An 18,333-nucleotide genomic window follows, 5' to 3' on the forward strand; every position below is an offset into this window, starting at 1 on the left:
AAGAAAATCCAGTTGAAGCAATTTGGTTTCAATTAAAAAGTTTGCTCAGGAGGTTTTATCGTTTCGGCAAGAATTTTAATATTGTTAATCTTTTATTTCAATTGTTTGCTAAATATAATCTTTTCAATTTTCCTAACTTGAAAAGATTTGATGCCTTTTCACAATTCATTTAGGATTGCTATATAGGCATTAAGTTTTGGTGAAAGTTCATTTAATATCGTTTCCGGTAGCATCGGAATGATATCGAGGACACGGCAGTGCCGTGTCCCTACCCCGATTAATTGTAGGGACACGGCACTGCCGTGTCCTGACTGTGGGTAATATTAATTCCGATGCTACCGGAGTTGATATTAAGGGCAAACCATTGACAGTTAACAGTCAACAGTTAACTGTTAACAATTAACTAATTAAAGCGTCAAAGATTGAGGATTTGTCTCGATCAATTTCGCTAAATCTTGCAAGAAAGACGCCGCATCAGCACCGTAAATCACTCGGTGATCGCAAGTAATATTCACCTGCATTTGGCGCTTCACTCCCATCAAGCCTTCCTCGTTTGCCACTACTTGCGGCCGCGAAGAGCCGATCGCCAAAATCGAGCCTTGATTCGGCGGCAAAATCGCGTCAAACTTGTCTACTCCAAACATTCCCAAATTGGAAAGAGTGAAAGTGCCCGTGCTGTATTCATCAGGCTTCAACTGCTTGGTGCGGGCGCGATCGACTAAATCCTTCCAAGTGCGGGAGAGCGAATAAATATCGAGGCGATCGGCATTTTGCAGCACCGGCGTAATCAAACCGCCGCCGTCCATCGCCACCGCTACCGCCACATTAATATCAGCGCGGTATTGAATTCCCGAGTCCACATAACAAGCATTGAGCAGAGGATGTTTTTGTAAAGTTACTGCTACTGCTTTCGCCAGCATAGCCGTCATCGTGACGCCTTTCGACTTAATTTGTTTGTAGAGTTTGTCCAGATTATCAGTAGTAATTGTGTAACCCACGCGGAAAGACGGCACGCTCAAACTTGCTTCCATATTCCGCACCACCGCATTTTGCAGCGCATTCATCGTTACTCTTTGGCCCGAAAGTGCTACCGCCGGGACTGGTGCGGGTGCGGGTTTGGCTGCTGCGGGGGCGGGTGCGGGTGCTGTGGGTGCTGCGGGTGCGGGTGCTGCGGGGACTGTTACCGGTTGCTGAACCGGAGCGGGTTGGGCTTTCCCGGCTGCTGCTTCCACATCCTCTGCGACAATGCGGCCGTTGGGCCCGCTGCCTTTGATAGAATTCAAATCTACTTTAAATTCTTTAGCTAACTTGCGAGCGCGGGGAGAAACGACGCTGCGGCCGTTTTGGCGGCTGACATTTTGCTGCAAACCTGCTGACGATGTAGCTGCGCTGACAGGAGCGGGGCTGGGAGCGGGGGCTGCGGTTGGGGCTGCGGTTGGGGCTGCGGTTCCTTGCTGCTGAGCGGTGGCGATTTCAGCTTCTGTTTCTGCTACCAGGGCGATTGCCGCTCCCACCGGAGCAACTTCGCCTGCAGGTACGATAATTATTGCTAAATAACCTTCGTAGAAAGACTCCACGTCCATGTCGGCTTTGTCGGATTCAACAACCACCACCGTTTCACCTTTTTCTACTTTGTCTCCGGCGGATTTGACCCAGGAAACAATTTTGCCCTCTGTCATGGTAGAACTCAGGGCTGGCATGAAAACTTCGCGAATCATCTGTAAAAAGTCCTTTTGAGTTGGTAATAGGTAATCGGTATTTGGCAATTGATAATTGGCGATCGGCCACCGGCAATACTTATTATTATGCCAGTCTCTCGCATTCTTGATGTGTGACTGTTGACTGAAAATCAATTGCCAATTACCGATCGCCAATTACCACTTACCAATTTCTAAATATCACCTCGAATTTCTTCGACTATGCCGTCGCGGAGGAGAACTTCTACTTGCATTTTTTGAATCAAGTTTTCTCCCAGCCCGACAGTGAACGTGCCGTCAATTTGACCTTGACTCACTTCTTGTTCGAGGTCTAGCACCTGCACTTGCTGAAGCTGTTGCAGGTTTTGGTTTTTCTGTTCTAGCAGTTCGCTTTTTCTTTGATTCACCTGCACTTGAATGTTTTCTATTTGCTGCATTACTTGCGGGCCTGGGGGGTGCAGGTTTTGCTTTTGGATTTCTGAAACCATCCGCTGCCCTTGCATTTCTAACTGTTGTAGCTGAGAGTCTATTTGGTTGATTTGGGCTTGGAGTTGCTGTTGAGCTTCTTCTTTCCAGCGGGGAGTAACGACGACTTTAACGTTAATCGATCGCTTCAAGAGTAATTGTGGTTCCATAAAGTTGTTGATTGTCAGTTGGGAATTAGAAATTAGACATTAGTCATTAGTCATTAGTCATTAGTTGGTAAATATTTCCTAATGGCTGAGGACTGAGGACTCGGACTCGGGACTCGGGTGTTGGGATAATTTTTTCTTTTCCATTCCCCAAGTCCTGCGAATATTTCAAAACATTCCGTCAATCATATCGCGGTAGTGTTCCGTCACAACCGGGCGCTTAATTTTCAGGGTCTGGGTCAACATTCCATTTTCCATCGAAAATTGCTCCCGAATCAACCGGAACGGGCCAATCCGATCGTCCGCGCGGTATCCGGGGCGATTTTGCACCTCTCGGTTCAATTCTTTGCGGAATAAATCTTGAATTGTCTTGCTATTCCAGTCAATTTCGTGTAATGGGGGATTCTGAGTTTCTGCCCATTTCTGCACGGCTTCTTGATTGGGGACAATTAAGGCGCCGAGGGATTTCTGGTCTTGACCTACTAGCATAATTTGGTCGATGTAGGGGCTGCGGAGGCAGGCGTCTTCTATGGGCTGGGGTTCGATGTTTTCGCCGTTGCTGAGGACGATCGTATCTTTAGCCCGGCCGGTCAAGATTAAGTCGTTTCCCGGTGTCAGCCAGCCCAAATCGCCAGTGTCGAACCAGCCTTCGGAGTCTATGGCTTTGGCGGTAGCTTGGGGATTGAGATAATAACCTGCCATGATTTGCGGCCCGCGGCCCAATACCAAACCGCGCTGGCCTGTGGGCAGTTGCTGTCTGGTTTCTGGGTCTACTATTTTAATTTCCGTATGGGCGATCGGCTGTCCTGCGGAACCTTTAAGATTGTGCCAAGGGCGGCGGACGGTTAAAACCGGGGACGTTTCGGTTAAACCATATCCCACCAACAAGCCGATATTCGCTATTTCAAAGAAATTGTCTATATGCGCCGCCAAAGAACCGCCGCCGCTAATTGCCCACTTAAAACGTCCTCCGGTAGCTTCCCGGACTTTTTGGTAAACCAGTTTTTCGGCGACGGCGTGCACGGGCGACAACAGAATGCTTTTGGTGCGGGCGATTAGTTTTTCGGAAGCAGAAGCCGGTTTCAAACTGAGAGTTAATCCTTGGAAAATGCGGCGGTTCTCTATGTATTGCTGGCTGGCAGATAACAGGAAATTAACCAGTTTTTGTTTGTTAGGTGGCTGTTCCCGAAATTGCTTTTGTACAGCCTCGTAAATCGATTCCCAGATGCGCGGAACGCTGACCATGTACTGGGGTTTGTAAGTTTTAAAGTCTTGTTTGAAATAGCGAATATTGGTGTAAATTTGCGTGCATCCTTGGGAAAGCAGGAAGTATTCGACGCTGCGTTCGTAGGCGTGCCAACTGGGCAGAATGCTGAGGACGCCCTCGCCGGCTTCGGGCTGGAGAATTGTGCCCAAAGTGGTGAGTTGGTGCAGCAGGTTGCCGTGAGTCAGCATGACGCCTTTGGGTTTGCCGGTGGTGCCGCTGGTGTAGAGGAGGGTGGCGAGGGTTTGAGGCTTGTGGTTGGAAGGTTTGAGGGGACGGTTGGCCCCTGTGGTCATCACTTGGGAAAATTTGACTGTGTTGAGGGTTGGGCTGGTTTCCGGTTCTTCGTCGGAGACGAGGACGATGAGTTGAATGGGCAAATCAGGGAGGCGGTGTTGCAGTTTTTTCAGTAATGCCAGGTTTTCGACTACCAAGGCGGTGCAGCCGCTGTCTTGGATGATGTACAGGAGTTCTTCGGGGTCGGCGGTGGCGCCTCGAACAACGTTGGCGGCCCCGGCCATCATGATACCTTGGTCGGCTATCAGCCAGCGGGGGCTGTTGTCTGCGAAGAGGGCGACTCGGGGAGGGACTGCTTCTTCGGGATTGGCTTCAATGCCGAGGGCTTGGAGGCCGGCGGCGAATTGCTGGATTTGTTGGTAAAGGTCGGTGTAGGTTAGCTTAATTTCCGGCTTGGTGTGGGGATCGTGGAGGGCGACGGTTTGAGGTAATCGCTGTTTGACGATCGCCCAAATTTCGGGTATCGATCGAATGGAAGTGTAATCGATGAGCTGGCTGAGGTTAGCGCGTTCAATGTCGCTCATTTGAGAGTGGGCGTCAGGTGCGGGGCGGTTCATAGTTATTTTGCTAAGTTGTGCGCGATCGAAGTATTTGGTGTGAATTTAGCATCTCTACCTTTCTGAATAATAGCCTTCTGCATAATAGCCTTCTGCATAAAGAAAGAGAATTTGACGATTTTTCCGCAGGGAATTGCTTCTTGCTTCTTCCTTCTTCCTGACATCCGTTACATCCGTGACATCCGTTGCACAATTCGTTGCCGAACTTCCTTCTTCGATGGGACTTCTTGCGGATCTCCGTTACATCGGTTAAATCCCGTAGACTGCTTCGTTGCCGAACTTTCTTCTGTTTTAGTAAAAAACCCGGTTTCTGCGTCGGCTGCAAAGTTGGTGCGTCCGCCAGCGATGGGTTCTCTGAATCGGGACTCCAACTTCTTTGTTTAAATCCCGCTAAATACCCAGGCTCAATTCTCAATTAGTTTCTCGAATTCCTGCTACAAATTAGCATTATTTCTTTACGTTAATCCTTCTAGAACGCACAGATTATGGAGAATTGAACGTTTCTAATATTTAATTAAGCTGTCTGCGTGTATTTACGGTTATGAAGTATAAGCTGTGTCCGCTTAGCTTTACATAATCTTCACAATTATGCGCCAAAATACCGCTTAATTATAAAGATTCTGTAAAGATGACCGTTAAACTGTAGTCATTTTCGCTATTTTGTACGCTATGATTGGAGCCAGCAAAACCACACTTACGTAATAACCGTACTCTGCTAAAAAAACCCCTAATTCCGACATTTTAAAACTTGTCAAAAAATGTTTGAAATAAGAGGTTTTTGCCCCAGGACTCCAACAGCATTTTTCAGCCAGCTAGGTAACACTAAAAAAAATTTGAACCGAACCTAGTTAGTTGTCGGTCAAGAAAGTTGACAGAAAATTTTAACAGGGGAATCTATGAAAAACAGTTTAGGGATACCGAATTACTTCGCTCATTCCCAAACGTCATCACCGACTGTTCAAGCTCTTCAAAAACTCTTGGAGGAAATCGGTGCAGAACAGACATTAATTGCAAAATTTAATACAGCCTGTGAAATTTGCGAGTTTCAGCTCGGAGATGAAATTACCCAATATCAAACCGCAGATAATACCAACAATTTACTTAAACAAAAAGAAAACGATAGCAATTTTTATTTAGTTTGCGAGGGAAGAGTCAGGCTGCTAGCATTAGAAGCCTCTCAACAGCAGGAAATTTCGGCGGTGGTACTAGAAGTCGGAGCAATATTTGGGACAGAAAAGCTATTTATTGAAACCGGACTGCCTTACAGGGCTATTGCGGCCGGTACTTGCCAAATTGCTCGAATTGCAGCAAGCAAATTGCAGCTTATTTTAGAGGAATTCCCCCAACTGCAACAGCACTTGCAGCAAGAATTCCAACATATCCAGCGGTTAATATTTTTCAAGACACAAACAGATTTGCGATCGCTCGCTCCCCACAAACAACAGCTTCTGTGGCCCCACTTACTTCCTTACATAGAAGAAAGCCGAATTCTTGCCGGAGTTTCCCTCGCTGATCACTGCCAAAAATCTACCAATCATTTTTGGCTCCGCAGCGGTCAAATTCAAGGTGAAGCACCGCCAATTATCGGTAGTAGCTGGGGACATTCAGAGCTTCGGAGCGACTGGAAAGCCGCAACAAACCTGCTAATTTACCAGCTTAGCGCCGAACAGTGGGAAATCGCCAAAGCCACAGTTAGTTCCGAAAGCAATTCCCGCCCTAAAATCATCCGCAAACCTCCGATTTTAAGCTTAGTAACGCTGCCAAAAGATGCCAGCTCCACCTCAAAAACCGAGCAGTCAAAATTAACAGATGTCGAGCAGCAAAAAGCTGTAGGCGGAATCATCAGATTCCCCAAACCCAAGCAGCGCAGATGGTTAAGCAGCGGGCACCCATTCATTCAACAACAGAGTGCCGCAGATTGCGGAGCCACCTGCTTAGCCATGATTAGCGAATATTGGGGTAAGAAATTCAGCCTGAATTACTTGCGCGAATTGGCAGAAATCGGTCGCAGCGGCGCCTCGCTCAAGAGTCTGGCAAAAGCAGCGGAAAGGATGGGATTCCAAACCCGTCCTGTGCGAGCTTCTTTAACTCCGCTGCGCAATCAAAATCCCTGGATCGCTCACTGGCAAGGCAATCACTACGTTGCAGTTTACCGCTTTAAAAATCAACAGGTTTTAGTTGCCGATCCGGCGGCAGGAAAGCGGTGGATGAGCATTAAAGCTTTTAGCGAAAATTGGACTGGATACGCCCTACTTTTAGACCAGACAGCGGAGCTATATCGCAATCACAGTGACGAACATAAAGGCATCAAAATTAAAAATTTTGTCGGCATAGTCTGGCCCTACCGCGCTGCGATCGCCCAAATTTTGATTCTTTCCTTGTTAATCCAAATATTTGGGTTAGTTACTCCCCTATTTACCCAAGTAATTCTCGACCAAGTGGTTGTCAGCAAAAGCGTAGTAACGCTGCACGTTTTTGCGATCGGGCTGCTGCTGTTTAGTGTTTGGCGATCGCTGTTGGGGGCAACGAGACAGTATTTGCTGGATTATTTGTCGAACCGCATTGACCTGACTTTAATTAGCGGCTTTATCAGTCACACTCTCAGTTTGCCGATCAAGTTTTTTGAATCTCGTCAGGTGGGCGATATCTTGACGCGGGTTCAGGAAAATCAAAAAATTCAGGCGTTTTTAACTCGCCAAGCTATTACGGCTTGGTTGGATGCTTTGATGGCTGTGGTTTACATCGGACTGATGGTTTATTATAACTGGCGTCTGGCTTTGTTGGTGCTGGCGTTGATTCCACCGATCGTGATTTTGACTTTAGTGGCAACTCCATTCCTGCGAAAAGTGTCCCGGGAGGTTTTTACCGAAAGTGCCAAGCAAAATTCATCTTTGGTGGAAATGATTACTGGGGTGGCGACGGTTAAGGCAACTGCTGCTGAGCGAGAAATGCGCTGGCGCTGGGAAGACCAATTAACCTGCATGATTAATGCTAAATTTCGCGGGCAGAAGTTGGCTAATTCTTTGCAGGTGATCGGGGGTGGGATTAATACTTTGGGCAGCACGGCTTTGCTGTGGTACGGGGCAATGCTGGTGATTCAAGACGATTTGACGATCGGTCAATTTGTTGCTTTTAATATGATGATTGGGAGCGTCATTTCTCCTGTACTTTCAGTCGTGGGACTTTGGGATGAGTTTCAAGAAGTGCTGGTTTCGATCGAGCGTTTGGATGATGTATTCTCTGCCCAACCTGAAGAAAGCCCTTACAAGCCAATGCTGGTGCTGCCTCGAATTCAGGGAAACGTCAAGTTTGACAATGTTTCTTTCCGCTATTCTCAGGATGAGGAACGCAATACGCTGCAAAATCTTTCCTTTGAGGTGCAAGCTGGAGAAACTGTGGCAATTGTCGGCCGCAGCGGTTCCGGTAAGAGCACTTTGGTGAAACTGCTGCAAGGTTTCTATTATCCAGAAAAAGGGCGGCTGACAATTGACGGCCACGATATTCGGCACATTTCTTTGCAGTCGCTGCGAGTTCAGTTGGGTGTTGTTCCTCAAGATTGTTTCTTGTTTTCGGGAACGATTTTGGAAAATATTACGCTGTATAAAAACGGAAACGATGCTGCTTCTGCAAGCTTGGAAGAGGCGATAGAAGTGGCAAAGCTAGCAGAAGCTCACCCTTTTATTCAAGATATGCCGCTGGGTTATCAAACTCCTGTGGGGGAGAGGGGAACGAGTTTGTCTGGAGGCCAGCGGCAGCGAATTGCGATCGCCCGCGCTCTTTTGGGCGATCCCCGAATTTTGGTTTTGGACGAAGCAACTTCTTCGCTGGATACCGAGTCTGAGCGCAGGTTCCAGCAAAATCTCGCCCGCATTAGTCGCGATCGCACTGCGTTTATTATCGCTCATCGGTTGTCTACGGTGCGTAATGCCGATCGAATTTTGGTTCTAGACAAAGGCATTTTAGCCGAACAAGGCAACCACGACGAATTGATGGCTGAACGCGGACTTTACTATCACCTCGCTCAGCAACAACTCGATATTTAAGTCATTAGTCATTAGTCATTAGTCATTAGTCATTAGCAACCAACACAAGACTAAAGATCGTTTTCACTGACTCCTGACTCCTGACTCTTGACTCCTAACTTCTGACTCCTGACTGATAGCTTCTAACAACTGCCAACTGCCAACAGTCAACAGACTAATTTGGAGGAAATACAATGTTTTCAGAAGATGTCAAAGAATTAGGTCGCGATCCTGATGCAATAGGTGAAGTCTATGGGGGAGTAGCTTCAAGACAAGACAACGAAGCCCGAAAAAAAGACCGCTCTTTAGAAGTAGTAGAATCTAAAAATCGCTCCTCTCACAATAATGAAGGTATCAATCCTGCGAAGTTTAGGGAGCATCATGCTGATAATTGGTCTACTTCTTTGCACTGGGTACTCGACCAGCCGCCAGTATCTTTTCCCCAGCGGTTGATATTAGGAGGCATGGTTTTTTCCGTAGCTTTTGGAGCGTGGGCAACTTTGGGAAAAATTGACCAAGTTGGTCACGCTCAGGGCAAATTAGTTCCCAAAGGTGATGTTTACAAAATTCACCCGACGGAGGAGGGGAAAATTATTAACCTCGCAATCAAAGAAGGTCAAAAAATCAAAGCAGGACAATTATTGGCGGAATTAGACCCGGCGACTGCTGCGAGCGAGGTGGAGCGTCTTGATAAAATTCTGGGCGCTTATCAGATTCAATTGGTGCAGCAGATTAGTTCGATCGAGAGAACTAAACTGGAAGCTGAAGCGAACCAAGCTATTGCTGCTGCGGACAAGCGGGGGGCTGAAGCTGCGATCGATCGGGCTCGCGCTTCAGCGGCTACCGCGCAGTCTCAAATCGAGCAATTGCAAGCAGATGTAGTCTCTCAGCAAGCGCGCAAGCAACAGCTCAAACCTCTGGAAAAACAGGCAGAAAATCTGTTATCGCAACTGAAAATTGATGTCACTTCTCAACAAGCCAGGCGCGAGCAGGTGACACCGCTGCAAAATAAGAGTCAAGATTTGTTGGCACAATTGCAAGCAAAAGTGGGGGCTCACAAAGAGCGGATAGGGCGGCTCAAACCTTTGGTAGATGAGGGAGCGCTGTCAAAAGATGTATTGTTTCAAGCTCAGGAAGCTCTGCGAGAAAGTGAAAATGCCGTTATTAGAAGCCTGTTGGGGGAAAAAACTCAGGCTGACGATCGAGTATTTGAGGTCGAGCAAACCGTGCGCGACAGGCAAAGTGCTGCCCTCAGGAGTCAACTTTCTGATACAACTCAGGTTAAGGAAAAGCTGTTTGAAGTCGAGCAAGGTTTGCGCGATCGAACTAGCGCCATTTCTCAAGCCCAAGGTGAATTAACTCAACAATTGGCAGAAGTCGATCGACTGCAAGCAGAAGCCTCCAGCAAACAAGCCGCAGCGCGCCAAATGCAGTTGGAAAAAGAGCAAAAAATTCAGCAGTTGGAAATGGAATTAAATCAACTTAAATCCAAAATTGCCGAAACCCAAACCCTGCTCGCTCAAGCAAAAAATAAGCTCAAACAAAGATTTATCTACGCACCCGTCAGCGGAGTGATTTCCGCGCTCAACATTCACAACACCGGCGAAGTCGTGCAACCGGGTCAAACTATTGCAGAAATGACTCCGAATCAGGCTCCTCTGGTGCTGGAAGTCAGTTTGCCGAACCGAGAAGCAGGATTTGTCAAAACCGGAATGCGGGTACAAGTCAAATTCGATGCTTTTCCCTATCAAAATTACGGTGTGATTCCGGGAAAAGTTGTATCAATTTCGCCGGATGCCAAAACAGACGAGCGATTGGGTGTTTTTTACCGGGTGGAAGTGAGTATCGATCGAGACTCAGTGAAAGCCAACAATCAAACCTGGAAACTCAAAGCTGGCCAGACAGCTACTGCGGAAATTGTCATCCGCCAGCGCAGCATAGCCGACATTTTGCTCGATCCCCTCAAGCAACTACAAAAAGGCGGCATGAGTTTGTAGAAATTAGTCATCAGTCATCAGTCATTAGTCATTAGTCATTAGTTATGAATCAGTTAACAGTTAACAGTCAACAGTCAACAGTTAACAGTCAACAGTTAACAGTTAACAGTCAACAGTCAGCAGTCATTAGTCAACAGTCAACCAATTTACACAAAACAGGATAAAATAATGAATTCCCAATTTCACCATTCTGCCAATAATTCCCAAGTGGGAATTAAACCCGAACAATTGGATGAAATAATTGCAGCGATTCTGGCAGGAAAGTATTCTTGGGCTTGTTTTTTACTTTTGCGGTGCACGGGTTACAACCCTCTCGACTATATCCCTTACCGTACTTCCAACCGCTTGCTGAAGGAAAACAGTCAAACGAGGAAATCGGAAACTCAGCCGGCGCTGAGCAAAATAGCGGATTTAGATTATGTGGAAGTGGTGAGGGAGAAACGAGCCGGAGTTCGAGGGGGTGATGCCATTCACATTGGTAGGGAGTTGCACTCAGATATCGCAGGTTTTGTAGCTGAAGTCGGCGGTCCAGGTTCAAATATCTCGGCGCTGGCGGTTGAGGTTGAAAATCAAGGATTTTTTGCTGGATTTAAGACGCGCTGGTTTAATTTTGCGGGCAAGTAAATTAGTCGATGACCGACAACCCGATTGCGGGCGTTGGGTGTACCAATTTTTTGGTTGACTCACCGCGGGCGATCGGGTTTTTCAGTATCTAACATCCGCGCTTCCGATAAATCTGCCAAAATGGCAACATTAGCCAAATTAATTACTTTATACTAAGAAACCGGATTTTAGCTATTGTGCATTTATAGTGCTTTTCAATCGAGTATAATACAGTTTTTCCTCTGTTTATGCAATGCAAGCCTTAATCCAGTCTATTGAGTAGTCTACCTTTTTTGTTTTCTTTCCCGGTCAAAATTAATCTGCCAAAATGGCAACACAGGTCTGATTAACCTAGCTATATTAAATACAGAACAACCACAGGTTGCTTCTAGCAAACAACTGCCAAATAAAAAGGATAAAAGCCATGATTATTTCCGATTTGAACTACTTGGAAACTGCTGAAACTTCTGGTGTAGTTGGTGGTATCTTTTTCGGCAACCTCGACTCCTATGTGAAGGCAAATCTAGATGTTAAGGAACGCTTTGACGTGCAGAAGCTTTACAAGCAATATGTTGACGTTAAGGGCAATCTAGCGACCGCTCAATCTGAAGCTTTTGGGAAAAATACCTCGACCCAAATCTTTACTACTGTTGTAGAAGGTCAGTATTCTGCCTCCACTGGATTTTCGGCTGCTAGCTAGCATATAACTCCAATTCATCAAATCACGTGGCAATTGGAATAAGTAGGTCGGCAGAAAAAATCATAACTATTTGGTAGTAGGGCTTCAGCCGTCAAGCCCTACAAAAAACCTAATACAGAGACTTTAGGTTTCCTTACAGAGTTTGGTTAATTTTCACCGACTTACTTAGGTGATTTATGTAATTGATTACTTCGCTTTTGAAAAAGTCATCAACTACATAAATCTTGTTTCAATTCGAGCCGTAGGCAAATAGCGTCTACGGCTCACAAATTTATGGTTGAGCCAGTTTTTTAATCAATAAGAATCGGTGTTAAACTCATGACTGACTGTAAAGTTGTTGTCAAACGCATAGTCTCGCCCGATGGTAAAGTTATTGCTGAGGCTAAAAGTGTAGTCGAAGCATCTGGCGACGATCGAGGTGAAATTAGTCAAAGTGTTTCTGTAAAGGTTTCATCTGCTAATAGCTCCAGCAGTTACGCAAAATCCAGTTCTAGTAGTTTTGCATCATCTAGCTCTAGCAGCACTTCATCAACATCTAGTTGCTCTAGTATATCTTCAATTTAATGAATTTAGTTTGCTAAAAACTTCTCGTGAGGCAGCCAGGAAATATTGTTTAATCATCTCTGACTTAAGTTATTTATTGACCTCTGCGTCACGGGTACGAGCGAGTTCCAGCCGAGGAAAGAGGAGATCGCCCCAACTCGCTCAATGCCAATTCTAATTAGTTCCTCACCATTGAATTGGGTGGTGTTCGATCGCGATCGCCCTGCACCTGCGATGACTCCGCATCCATTCGATCGCGATCGTATTCAAATCTGCCAAATCCGTCGCCTTCCAAGCTGCTGCAAGCCCCTCGACCCGCCGTTCCAAGTCCCCTCCTATCCGCTCGAACACAGTCATCAAACTGCTGCCAAACCCGGCTGTGTTAATAACAATTCAGCAACCCGAGCAGGCGTGTGTCGAGCAACGCTCAACACCAGCAAGGACGCGCCGGCATACAAAGAGTGTAAAAATTTAAAACTTGCGTAAGTCCTATAATTTCAAACAAATCTGCCAAATTGGCAACATACCTCTAATTAGTCCAGATATATTTAGGTAAACCGCAAGAAAACAACGTTTTTGCTCATCTTTAGCAGTCCGCCCTAATATTTTTTGAGTACGGGCGAGTGCAAGGAACGTGCAGTTTAAATTTAAACAGGACTTTTGAGAGTGATGGTGATGGCTAAATCAAATGCGATTGGCAAGCTGTACCGATCGCGATCGCCCAGATTGGTATTGATAACAGTGTTGTCCCGTCCTACTTTCGGGATAGACAAAGGTTCATTTATTAAAAACATTTCAGTTTTTAGTGTGAAGTCAAAAGCAATTGCTTCACACGTTTTAAAAGTATACATTTGCATTCATTGAAATGCGCAGTGTCGGCGATCGTGCAAGTGCTTTTCGTCTTTACAGGTCAAAGGAGATAAATCGCGATGCCTCCATTAGATTCATTAGCTCCTGAGCCCTTAAATAATAATATTGTTGGAAACAGCAATAGTTTAAATACCTTGAATTTGTTAGCGAATAACCCTGGTGGCGGCAGCAGCAGTTCCAGCAAGTCTAGTTCCTTTGTCGATAGCAGCGGTGCAGGCAGTACCAGCAGCGGGACAGCGGCTTCTCCGACAGGGAGCAGTACCAGTAGTGAGACTGCTTACGCTGCGGGGGCTACATCTAGCAGTGGCAGCGCGGCAGCGAGTGGTTCTACAGTCGCGCCCCCAAGCACTAGCGCCACAGCGCCTGCGCCTGCGCCAACACCCGCACCGTCAAATAATGACGGTGCAACGCTCACCCCGCTGACTGGCGGCACTTCTAGCAATTCAAGTCCTTCTAATTTCTCTCTAGACAGTACGGTTACTGGCGGGGAAAGTACGATAATTTCTGAGCCAACAGATAACAGTAACAGCAATAATTCGATCGCACTTCCCGGTAACAATGCCAACAGCAATGCTGAGACAACGCCGCCTCCTGAAGTTACAGCCCCAGAAAACAATTCTGCGGTATTAACTGTCACTTACGACAGCAACGGCGACGGATATTGGCTAGGCACCAGCGGCAGCGATGTGATTACTTGCGGTAGGGGGAGCGATCGAATTTTTGCAGGAAGCGGCGACGATATTGTCAAAGGTAACAGAGGTAACGATGCGATCGATGGAGGCGATGGAAACGACACTTTGCGGGGAGGAAAAGGTCAAGATTTGCTGATGGGCGGCAACGGCGACGATTTTCTTTGCGGCAACTTTGGCACCAATACATTGATTGGAGGTAGCGGCGCTGATACCTTTGCATTTCAACCCGAAACAGCGAGTGCAGCAGCTAATCCATTTTTAGCAGATCGAGTCGTTGATTTCAATTCCGCTGAAGGCGATCGAATTGGGCTGACAGGGGGACTTTCGGTAGCAGACTTGACACTCATCGCGTTTGATACTGACGGTGACGGTACGGCAGACGCGACTCTCGTCAAGTTTAGTTCAAATAATGGCGATCGAATTTTAGCTGTTGTTTTGGGAACAGTTAACGCAGCGGGTGCAACAACGTTGAGCAATGCTGATTTTATTAGTTTGCCAAATGAAATCTTGTAGCTAACTGTTAACCGTTAACACCAACTACCCTGCAGAAAGCGTCGGGGGATAAAGTTAATAAATTTATATAGGTTGAGAGAGAAAGATGAAGGACTTTTACGGGCCATTGATTGAAGTAAGTGAAATCATCGAACTACTCAGACAAGAGCAGCAAATAAAGACATTTAGTCAAAAGGTTTTGCAGAAAAAAGTTATTGAGAAAGCAGCCCGGGAACGGGGGTTAACTGTGACTCCCGAAGAAATTCAAGCTGTGGGCGACCAACTCCGCCGCGAGAAGCGTTTGGAGAAAGCGGCGGATACGATTGCTTGGCTGGTGGATCAGATGATTTCCGTTGAAGATTTAGAAGCCGGCATTCGCGATCGGCTCCTCACCCAAAAACTAGCCGAACACTTGTTTAGCAAAGAAGTAAATAAGATTTTCGTTCAAAACAAATTGCAATACGACCAAATAATTCTTTATCAAATAGTTGTTGCCAAGCCGCAGCTTGCTCAGGAACTATTTTATCAAATTCAAGAAGGAGAAATCAGCTTTTTTGATGCCGCTCACTTTTACGACATTGACGAAAACCGCCGGCATTTATGCGGTTGCGAAGGCAAGGTTTATCGGTGGGGTTTAAAACCAGACATAGCCGTCGCCGTATTTAGCGCTCAACCCGGAGAAGTGATTCGTCCAATTCAAACTGAGCGAGGATATCACTTGTTCCTAGTTGAAAAGTTTCTCCCGGCGGAATTAACCCTTGAACGCTATCAAGAAATATTGCACAATATGTTTAACGAATGGCTGGCTAACGAAGTCAACTATTTATTGTACAATGCTAAAGTGTAGAAACTTAATTTCTAGCCCTCCAAAACCCCTATATATAATTTTGCCTAAACCAAGTACAATGCTAAAATTTAGGGTGCTTCTGGGCTCGCAGAGAGACCTAATATCGTTTCCGGCTGCATCAATATTATTCAATTCTTGGGGCGGGGCGTGAGTGTAAATAGTCTCATGCTTGTGGATTTAAATATTGCTCCCTCTCAGGCACCCTATTAGTTACCTAAAAAGTGGTTGGATGAGGTACTTATAGATCAATAAGGTTCAGTTAAAAAGGTTATTTATCGCCCTCGCAACTGCGCGAAGCATAGCGAACAATGACACGCTTAGCTAAGCCAAGCTTCTGACTTATAGCGCTCTTAACATTACTTTGGAAGTTTGAGTTTTGCAACTCCATATACGCCAGCTAGCAAAACCAAATAGAAAAAATATATCGGTTAAAAACGCCACTTTAATATATTATCCCAAAAGCTACTTTTTTAATTTTCATTTCTCCCTCCCATCAATCATCTGCGTCCACCAGAGTTCATCTGCATACATCTGCGGTTAAAAACCGACATAATTTTGCCGCCACCAAGCCCGAACAAACTTAATCTCCTCAAATGTATAACGTTCTTCCAAAAACTCATAAATTGCTCTCAGCTTCTCATCCCCCATAACTTCAATTGCGTACACTATCGCCTGCTGGCGTTCCGGTTCAACCAACAAATTTATATCAACTTCCCGTCCCATTTCCATCAATTCTATCAGATGCCCAGAAATAGTATTAGGACTCATACCCCGCGCATTGGCTATTCCTTGAACTGTCAAACCTTGTCGGTATAATTCCCAGGTTTGCATCTGAGAATAAGAAGCAACGTTAGAAAGATTGGGAAGATTAGCAACATCAGAAGATGCAGCACCAGTTGGCAATCCTTGTTCTTGGCAAAAACTGCGAATTGCCTCCAAGAAAACCTTGCCGTATTTATCTCGCTTGTTGCTACCAACGCCGTAAACCTCCTCGAATTCAGTGAGATTTTGCGGGCGTTTTTCTGCCATGTCTCGCAAGCTTTTATCAGCAAAAACTACGTAAGGCGGCACAAATTGTTCGTCGGCAATTTGCTTGCGTAGCGTCCGCAGTATGGTAAATAAACCTTCGGATTCTACTGCCAAAGAACGAACTTTCCCCTGTACTTCCCGCTGCGGTTCAATAGCGATTTCAACTGTGCGCTGGCGTTTCATAATTTCCCAACTTTTTTCATTCAGTTTCAAAATGGGAAAGCCGTCTGTTTTTTCGTCTAAAAAACCTTGATTTAACAGCGTCCTGCTCAATTTTTTCCATTCATCAGCACTTCTATCTTTGCCAATTCCGTATGTAGAAAGTTGGTGGTGCTGGTATTGCAATACTTTTTGACTTTTTGAGCCTCGCAGCACGTCAATAATATGATTCATGCCGAATTTTTCTTGGCATCTCGCGACGCAAGAAAGAAATTTCATTGCCTCAATCGTCCAATCTTCTACTGGTTTTTGGTCGCAACAGTTATCGCAATTGCCACAATTTCCGGGAAATGAATCGCCAAAATAACTTAACTGAACTGTGCGGCGGCAATCGCTGGAGTCTGCATAGTTAATTACTCGCCGTAACTGTTGGCGGGCAATTCGCTGTTCTTGCGGATCAGGTTTTTGCTCGATTATGTATTCGATGGTTTTGACATCGCCGTAGCCGAAAAATAAGCTGCAATGGGCGGGTTCGTTGTCTCGGCCTGCGCGGCCAGATTCTTGATAGTATCCTTCGAGATTCTTGGGCAAGTCGTAGTGAATTACAAACCGCACGTCTGGTTTGTTAATGCCCATACCAAAGGCAATTGTTGCTACCATTACTTGCACGTCGTCGCGAATGAAGCGGGTTTGATTGGTGGCGCGATCGACATCGTTCATGCCGGCGTGGTATGGTAAGGCTTGGACGCCGCTTTGTTGCAGTTTATAGGCAACTTCGTCAACTTTTTTGCGGCTGAGGCAATAGATAATTCCAGAACCGCCTTTTTTTTGGATGATTTGCAAAACTTCGGCAAAACTGTGTTTGGTTTTGGGGCGAACTTCGTAGTATAAATTGGGGCGGTTGAAGCTGGCGACGTGGATGTAGGGATTTCGCAGAGTTAGCTGCTGGATAATGTCTTGGCGGACGCGCTCGGTGGCGGTGGCGGTTAGCCCCATAATGGGAATGTCGGGATATCGATCGCGCACTCGCTGCATTTGCCTGTATTCTGGTCGAAAGTCGTGTCCCCATTCCGAAACGCAGTGGGCTTCGTCGATCGCAAATGCCGAAATTCCTAACTTATTTGCTACTATATCTAAAAACGGTAAAAATCTCTCGCCGAGCAAGCGTTCTGGTGCAACGTAGAGCAATTTAATCTTACCTTCGAGAATCGCTGTTTCGCGCGATCGGGTTTCCTGACTGCTCAAAGTGCTGTTGAGAAAAGTCGCCCCAATTCCATTATCCTGCAAAGCTTCCACCTGGTCTTGCATCAGAGCAATTAACGGCGAAACAACCACGGTCAATCCCGGTTTCAACAGTGCCGGTAATTGAAAACACAAAGACTTGCCACCGCCAGTCGGCATGACAATCATCATATCCCGTTTTTGTAAAGCAGCTTCGACAATTTCCTGCTGCCCCGGGCGGAAAGAGTCATAGCCAAAAAAATGTTTTAGAGCTTGTTCGAGGGACAGCGGCACAGAAGATATTGGCGGATTCGACCCTAACATTTGCAGTAGTTGGTTGTTGGCTTCAACACTATTCTATGCTTTTTGAGCACCAATACAGTTACAATAATTGAGAATCTCATTTTAAGCAGAGAAACTGATGCCGAAAGCAATTTGGAATGGTGCCGTCCTGGCCGAAAGCGACAAATGCGAAGTCGTAGAAAACAACTATTACTTCCCCCCGGATGCCATCAAACGCGAGTTTTTCAAGGACAGCAGCACTCACACTACTTGCGGTTGGAAAGGTGTTGCTAGTTACTACAGTGTCGAAGTCGGCGGACAAGTTAATAAAGATGCTGCTTGGTACTATCCTACTCCGAAAGATGCTGCTAAAAATATTGCAGGATATATTGCTTTTTGGAAAGGAGTTAAGGTAGAGGCTTAAAGCAG

General features: G+C 46.0%; 16 protein-coding genes. 9 read left to right on the top strand and 7 right to left on the bottom strand.

The window, feature by feature from the left end; translation table 11 throughout:
• Positions 1 to 407: 407 nt before the first annotated feature.
• The 5 genes from E5S67_RS05420 to E5S67_RS32255 all read right to left on the bottom strand — a co-directional run bounded on the left by E5S67_RS05420 (position 408) and on the right by E5S67_RS32255 (position 4,818).
• Positions 408 to 1,718: a dihydrolipoamide acetyltransferase family protein gene (locus tag E5S67_RS05420; protein WP_172186116.1), complete on the bottom strand. Its 1,311-nt coding sequence runs from the start codon at positions 1,716 to 1,718 to the stop codon at positions 408 to 410.
• Positions 1,719 to 1,891: 173 nt separating this feature from the next.
• Positions 1,892 to 2,332: a YlqD family protein gene (locus E5S67_RS05425; RefSeq protein ID WP_172186046.1), complete on the bottom strand. Its 441-nt coding sequence runs from the start codon at positions 2,330 to 2,332 to the stop codon at positions 1,892 to 1,894.
• Positions 2,333 to 2,497: 165 nt separating this feature from the next.
• A complete protein-coding gene (locus E5S67_RS05430) occupies positions 2,498 to 4,447 on the bottom strand; it encodes a long-chain fatty acid--CoA ligase (protein ID WP_172186047.1) in 1,950 nt (649 codons plus the stop codon).
• Between the two features lie 2 nt (positions 4,448 to 4,449).
• A complete protein-coding gene (locus tag E5S67_RS05435; RefSeq protein WP_172186048.1) occupies positions 4,450 to 4,611 on the bottom strand; it encodes a hypothetical protein in 162 nt (53 codons plus the stop codon).
• Positions 4,612 to 4,614: 3 nt separating this feature from the next.
• Positions 4,615 to 4,818, bottom strand: coding sequence for a hypothetical protein (locus E5S67_RS32255; RefSeq protein WP_216670213.1), 204 nt, complete (start codon positions 4,816 to 4,818; stop codon positions 4,615 to 4,617).
• Between the two features lie 525 nt (positions 4,819 to 5,343).
• On the opposite strand from E5S67_RS32255, the gene E5S67_RS05440 reads away from it, so the two are divergent.
• The 6 genes from E5S67_RS05440 to E5S67_RS05465 all read left to right on the top strand — a co-directional run bounded on the left by E5S67_RS05440 (position 5,344) and on the right by E5S67_RS05465 (position 12,798).
• Complete coding sequence (locus E5S67_RS05440; protein ID WP_172186049.1) at positions 5,344 to 8,490, top strand: peptidase domain-containing ABC transporter; 3,147 nt, start codon at positions 5,344 to 5,346, stop codon at positions 8,488 to 8,490.
• A gap of 173 nt (positions 8,491 to 8,663) precedes the next feature.
• Positions 8,664 to 10,466 carry a beta-barrel domain-containing protein gene (locus E5S67_RS05445; RefSeq protein ID WP_172186050.1) on the top strand — a complete coding sequence of 601 codons (1,803 nt, stop codon included), beginning with the start codon at positions 8,664 to 8,666 and terminating at the stop codon, positions 10,464 to 10,466.
• A gap of 168 nt (positions 10,467 to 10,634) precedes the next feature.
• The gene (locus tag E5S67_RS05450) at positions 10,635 to 11,090 is read left to right on the top strand and encodes a HetP family heterocyst commitment protein (protein ID WP_172186051.1); all 456 of its coding nucleotides are present in this window, start codon (positions 10,635 to 10,637) and stop codon (positions 11,088 to 11,090) included.
• Between the two features lie 403 nt (positions 11,091 to 11,493).
• The gene (locus E5S67_RS05455) at positions 11,494 to 11,769 is read left to right on the top strand and encodes a hypothetical protein (RefSeq protein ID WP_172186052.1); all 276 of its coding nucleotides are present in this window, start codon (positions 11,494 to 11,496) and stop codon (positions 11,767 to 11,769) included.
• Between the two features lie 318 nt (positions 11,770 to 12,087).
• Positions 12,088 to 12,333, top strand: coding sequence for a hypothetical protein (locus E5S67_RS05460; RefSeq protein WP_172186053.1), 246 nt, complete (start codon positions 12,088 to 12,090; stop codon positions 12,331 to 12,333).
• Positions 12,334 to 12,477: 144 nt separating this feature from the next.
• Positions 12,478 to 12,798 carry a hypothetical protein gene (locus tag E5S67_RS05465; protein WP_172186054.1) on the top strand — a complete coding sequence of 107 codons (321 nt, stop codon included), beginning with the start codon at positions 12,478 to 12,480 and terminating at the stop codon, positions 12,796 to 12,798.
• A 161-nt stretch (positions 12,799 to 12,959) separates the two neighbouring features.
• Here E5S67_RS05465 and E5S67_RS05470 read toward each other — a convergent pair whose 3' ends face one another.
• Positions 12,960 to 13,106 carry a hypothetical protein gene (locus E5S67_RS05470; RefSeq protein ID WP_172186055.1) on the bottom strand — a complete coding sequence of 49 codons (147 nt, stop codon included), beginning with the start codon at positions 13,104 to 13,106 and terminating at the stop codon, positions 12,960 to 12,962.
• A gap of 135 nt (positions 13,107 to 13,241) precedes the next feature.
• Between E5S67_RS05470 and E5S67_RS05475 the strand changes: the two genes are divergently transcribed.
• Together E5S67_RS05475 and E5S67_RS05480 are read left to right on the top strand one after the other, a co-directional pair.
• Positions 13,242 to 14,387, top strand: a complete 1,146-nt coding sequence (locus tag E5S67_RS05475; protein WP_172186056.1) for a calcium-binding protein — start codon at positions 13,242 to 13,244, stop codon at positions 14,385 to 14,387.
• Positions 14,388 to 14,472: 85 nt separating this feature from the next.
• Entirely contained in the window at positions 14,473 to 15,213 is a 741-nt protein-coding gene (locus E5S67_RS05480; RefSeq protein WP_172186057.1) for a peptidylprolyl isomerase, read from the top strand.
• Positions 15,214 to 15,750: 537 nt separating this feature from the next.
• On the opposite strand, the gene recQ is transcribed toward E5S67_RS05480, so the two are convergent.
• Positions 15,751 to 17,946, bottom strand: coding sequence for a DNA helicase RecQ (gene recQ / locus E5S67_RS05485; protein ID WP_172186058.1), 2,196 nt, complete (start codon positions 17,944 to 17,946; stop codon positions 15,751 to 15,753).
• 97 nt (positions 17,947 to 18,043) lie between these two features.
• On the opposite strand from recQ, the gene E5S67_RS05490 reads away from it, so the two are divergent.
• Positions 18,044 to 18,328 carry a DUF427 domain-containing protein gene (locus E5S67_RS05490; protein ID WP_172186059.1) on the top strand — a complete coding sequence of 95 codons (285 nt, stop codon included), beginning with the start codon at positions 18,044 to 18,046 and terminating at the stop codon, positions 18,326 to 18,328.
• The last annotated feature ends 5 nt before the right edge of the window (positions 18,329 to 18,333 follow it).

This window comes from Microcoleus asticus IPMA8, assembly GCF_013179805.1.
GTDB classification, from domain to species: domain Bacteria; phylum Cyanobacteriota; class Cyanobacteriia; order Cyanobacteriales; family Microcoleaceae; genus Microcoleus; species Microcoleus asticus.

Bases quoted from the DNA above. Each gene is read 5' to 3' on its own strand.
- E5S67_RS05420 (WP_172186116.1), bottom strand. From the start codon at position 1,718: ATGATTCGCGAAGTTTTCATGCCAGCCCTGAGTTCTACCATGACAGAG.
- E5S67_RS05425 (WP_172186046.1), bottom strand. From the start codon at position 2,332: ATGGAACCACAATTACTCTTGAAGCGATCGATTAACGTTAAAGTCGTC.
- E5S67_RS05430 (WP_172186047.1), bottom strand. From the start codon at position 4,447: ATGAACCGCCCCGCACCTGACGCCCACTCTCAAATGAGCGACATTGAA.
- E5S67_RS05435 (WP_172186048.1), bottom strand. From the start codon at position 4,611: ATGTCAGGAAGAAGGAAGAAGCAAGAAGCAATTCCCTGCGGAAAAATC.
- E5S67_RS05440 (WP_172186049.1), top strand. From the start codon at position 5,344: ATGAAAAACAGTTTAGGGATACCGAATTACTTCGCTCATTCCCAAACG.
- E5S67_RS05445 (WP_172186050.1), top strand. From the start codon at position 8,664: ATGTTTTCAGAAGATGTCAAAGAATTAGGTCGCGATCCTGATGCAATA.
- E5S67_RS05450 (WP_172186051.1), top strand. From the start codon at position 10,635: ATGAATTCCCAATTTCACCATTCTGCCAATAATTCCCAAGTGGGAATT.
- E5S67_RS05455 (WP_172186052.1), top strand. From the start codon at position 11,494: ATGATTATTTCCGATTTGAACTACTTGGAAACTGCTGAAACTTCTGGT.
- E5S67_RS05460 (WP_172186053.1), top strand. From the start codon at position 12,088: ATGACTGACTGTAAAGTTGTTGTCAAACGCATAGTCTCGCCCGATGGT.
- E5S67_RS05465 (WP_172186054.1), top strand. From the start codon at position 12,478: ATGCCAATTCTAATTAGTTCCTCACCATTGAATTGGGTGGTGTTCGAT.
- E5S67_RS05470 (WP_172186055.1), bottom strand. From the start codon at position 13,106: ATGTTTTTAATAAATGAACCTTTGTCTATCCCGAAAGTAGGACGGGAC.
- E5S67_RS05475 (WP_172186056.1), top strand. From the start codon at position 13,242: ATGCCTCCATTAGATTCATTAGCTCCTGAGCCCTTAAATAATAATATT.
- E5S67_RS05480 (WP_172186057.1), top strand. From the start codon at position 14,473: ATGAAGGACTTTTACGGGCCATTGATTGAAGTAAGTGAAATCATCGAA.
- recQ (WP_172186058.1), bottom strand. From the start codon at position 17,946: ATGTTAGGGTCGAATCCGCCAATATCTTCTGTGCCGCTGTCCCTCGAA.
- E5S67_RS05490 (WP_172186059.1), top strand. From the start codon at position 18,044: ATGCCGAAAGCAATTTGGAATGGTGCCGTCCTGGCCGAAAGCGACAAA.